The following is a 4,035-nucleotide window of genomic DNA, read 5'->3' as shown; positions in this document are numbered from 1 at the left end:
GTTGTTGTTTATCCAGTTCTCTTAAATGCGCCAGTTTTTCGGCAATTTTGATTTCCAGACCACGGTTGACCGGCTGATAATAGTGTCGCTGCGGCATAGTTTCCGGAAAATAGTTTTCTCCCGCCGCATATGCATCCGGCTCATCATGGGCGTAACGGTATTCCTTACCGTAATCCAGCTCTTTCATTAACTTGGTCGGGGCATTACGCAAATGCAAAGGCACTTCGGCTGAACCAAAGTTCCTGGCATCCTGCATCGCCGCTTTAAAAGCGGTATATACAGCATTACTTTTTGGTGCACTGGCCAGATAGACCACCGCTTGAGCAATCGCCAGTTCGCCTTCAGGACGACCCAGTTTATCAAAGCTTTCCCAGGCATCCAACGCAATACGCAAGCCCCGCGGATCAGCATTACCGATATCTTCAACCGCCATCCGCACAATACGCCGCATCAAATAAACTGGATCACAACCACCATCCAGCATCCGACATAACCAATACAACGCTCCGTCTGGTGAGGAGCCACGAACTGATTTATGTAATGCCGAGATCTGATCGTAAAAAGCTTCTCCACCCTTATCGAATCGTCGTAAGGTACCTGATAATACTTCGGCCAGATCAGTCTCATCGACTTCGGTTTGCTGTTTACTGTCTGCTAAATCAATGGCGATTTCCAACAGGTTCAGCACCCTTCGGCCATCCCCATCGGCTGCTTGCGCCAACTGTTCACGTAACTTATCGCTCATCGCGATATCACGGCCAGCAAGTCCACGTATACCATCCTGCATAGCCCGCTCAATGATCAGTTTTAAATCACAAATTTCCAGCGATTTGAGTACGTAGACGCGTGCCCGCGATAACAATGCGTTATTTAATTCGAATGACGGGTTTTCAGTGGTGGCACCGATAAAGGTAAAGGTGCCGTCCTCAACATAGGGAAGAAAAGCATCCTGCTGCGACTTGTTAAACCGATGTACCTCATCAACAAACAACATGGTGCGTCGACCACGTTCCTGTTGCAGCTGCTTGGCTCTGGCAACGGCTTCACGAACTTCTTTGACCCCGGCCAATACAGCCGAAATACTGATAAATTCTGCATCACAATAACCGGCGATCAATCGTGCCAGCGTTGTCTTACCAGTTCCTGGAGGGCCCCAGAAGATCATTGAATGCGGCTGGCCTGTGGCGATGGCCTGTCTTAAGGGCTTCCCCTCGGCCAGTAAATGTTGCTGACCTATATATTCATCAAGCGACTGCGGCCGCATCCGATCAGCCAATGGACGGCCGACATGTGGATGCAGATTATCAAACAGACTCATTAGGGAACGTCACCCACCACATCAACACCCGATGGCGCTTTGAATTCGAATCTTGATGCTGGTAAATCAGGATTAATCTTTAGATTTTTAAACACCAGGCGGGTGCGCTGATCAAAACTGTCTACCATCAGCATTTCACGAATACCCTTTTCATCAAAAGCCAAAGCGACTGTCTGGTAATTGTTGTCATCCGCTTTTGGCACCAGTCGAACCCATTGCAGATCGTCTTCCGATTCCAGTTCCTGAATATCGTATTCCGCTTCTGGCAAGGTATTGCCGGATAATAAACCTGCTGGCGTTTCGGCTAAGGCTTCATCCTGTAACTTGACTGTGATTTGTTCCAAATCGACATCGTAAAACCAGATACGCTCGCCATCCGCCACGATTTGTTGCGGGAAAGGCGTTTCATAATCCCAACGGAATTTACCGGGCCTGGATAACAGAAACTGACCGGTTGCTTCTTCAACCACCTGACCATCCGTACCAATTACAGTTTGCTGGAAGTCTGCTTCCAACTGGGAGACCTCCTGAACAAATGTATTGAGTCTATCAACAGCCGATTCTGCAAATGCCAATGATGGCAGAATTAACCATCCAAGCATCAACCACTGTATTGCACAGCGTTTTATCATTTCTTTACTCCAAAACATTTCAGGAACAACTAAGACATCAACTGTTACTAACTAATTGCATTAATTACGCGGAGGGGGTGCTAATACTTCACGGCTACCATTGGTTTGCATTGCTGAAACCACACCTGCAGCTTCCATCGCTTCTACAATGCGAGCCGCGCGGTTATAGCCGATTTTCAGGCGACGCTGCACTCCGGAAACAGAAGCGCGGCGGCTTTCAGTCACAATCTGCACCGCTTGATCATAGAGGGGATCAGATTCTCCATCACTGGCATCACCAATGGCGCTGCCACCCTCGCTATCATCATCCGCATTATCCTGAGTAATTTCTTCCAGATAATTTGGGCCGCCCTGGGTTTTCAGGAAATTCACCACAGCATGCACTTCATGATCATCGACAAAGGCGCCATGCACCCGTTCTGGCAATCCACTGCCTGGAGGCAGATACAACATATCACCCTGCCCTAACAGCTGCTCTGCGCCCATCTGATCAAGGATAGTGCGTGAATCAATTCGCGACGACACCTGAAATGCCATTCGTGTGGGTATATTGGCTTTTATCAAACCGGTAATGACATCGACCGATGGTCTTTGGGTTGCCAGAATCAAATGAATACCGGCAGCACGAGCTTTCTGGGCAAGCCGGGCGATCAGTTCTTCGACCTGCTTGCCGACCACCATCATCATATCGGCCAGTTCGTCGATAATTACCACGATAAATGGCAAAGTTTCCAGTGTTGGAATCGGTTCGCCGGGTAACACTTCAGCCATTGGATCCGGAATGGGTTCACCACTATCAATCGCATCCTGTACTTTTTTATTAAACCCAGCGATATTTCGCACGCCTAATGCCGCCATCAGTGGGTAACGTCGTTCCATTTCAGCAACACACCAGCGCAATGCATTGGCGGCTTCTTTCATGTCGGTGACGACCGGCGTCAATAAATGTGGAATATCTTCATAAATTGATAATTCCAGCATTTTGGGGTCTACCATAATCAGCCGGACCTCTTTCGGAGTGGCTTTATACAGCAGACTTAAAATCATGGCATTTACTGCAACAGACTTACCTGAACCCGTTGTGCCCGCCACCAGTAAATGCGGCATTTTTTCAAGGTTTGCCACCACAGGTCGGCCGGCAATATCTTTACCCAAGGCCATAACCAGCGGTGATTTACTGTTTTCATAATCACTACAGGCGAGAATTTCACGTAACCGAACCACTTCACGTATTTCGTTGGGAATTTCCAAACCAACATAGGGTTTACCCGGAATAATCTCAACAATACGCACACTGGTGATAGATAAGGCTCTGGCCAAATCTTTCGCCAAACCACTGATGCGGCTGACCTTGATACCAGCTGCAGGCTGTAATTCAAAGCGCGTGACTACCGGACCGGGCTGAACCTCGACCACCTGCACTTCCACGCCGAAGTCTTTTAACTTCAACTCCACCAGCCGTGATAGCGCTTGTAATACATCTTCGCTGTAACCCGCTGTGACAGCTTTTGGCAGATCCAGTAACGACAGAGTCGGCATACCCGGTGCGTCAGGTGTCTCAAATAAAGGTTGCTGACGTTCCTTTTCTTCGCGTTTGCTGGGTTCTTTTACCTGCAACTTTGGCTCAACTCGGACTTTGGCCTTGTGCTGCATTTTCTCTTTCTGAGCAATAAACGTTTCTTCGCGTTGCTGACGGGTGCGTCTAACCTGCAAATTTTCCTTTAGCTCACGACTCCAGCGAGCTACATGAATTAACACCACCATGGCTATCGCACCGAGACGATCAATAACCATCAGCCAGGATAAACCGGTAAACAACGTTACCCCGGTCAATAGCAGCGCCAATAGCAATAAACTGGTTCCGGAAGCACCAAAAACCGATTCAAAACCATGGCCAACCACTTCACCCAGCACCCCGCCAGCACCTAAAGGCAACAAATCAGCGTAGTCCATTAAACTCAAGGAAGACAAGCCACTGGCTGCGGCCAAGGCCATCACTAATCCAACTGATTTCAATACCCAGAAATGTAACGCATCGTCGCCATCGGCACGTTTGCCCCAACTGAATAAAAGCCAGCCACTGAA

General features: G+C 48.6%; 3 protein-coding genes. All 3 read right to left on the bottom strand.

The window, feature by feature from the left end; genetic code table 11:
- Positions 1 to 1,318, bottom strand: a 1,318-nt coding sequence (locus B3182_RS11325) for a replication-associated recombination protein A (protein WP_292752786.1), incomplete at its 3' end; no start/stop codon positions are given.
- Entirely contained in the window at positions 1,318 to 1,950 is a 633-nt protein-coding gene (gene lolA, locus B3182_RS11320; protein ID WP_292356567.1) for an outer membrane lipoprotein chaperone LolA, read from the bottom strand. The genes B3182_RS11325 and lolA, both read right to left, overlap by 1 nt.
- A 60-nt stretch (positions 1,951 to 2,010) precedes the next feature.
- The coding region (locus tag B3182_RS11315) for a DNA translocase FtsK (protein ID WP_292752784.1) at positions 2,011 to 4,035 on the bottom strand (2,025 nt) is incomplete at its 5' end.

It is taken from the genome of Methylophaga sp. UBA4204, assembly GCF_002379485.1.
Taxonomy (GTDB): Bacteria; Pseudomonadota; Gammaproteobacteria; order Nitrosococcales; family Methylophagaceae; genus Methylophaga.
Note: the sequence above shows the minus strand (reverse complement) of the source record. Positions and strands in the feature narration are given on the sequence as shown.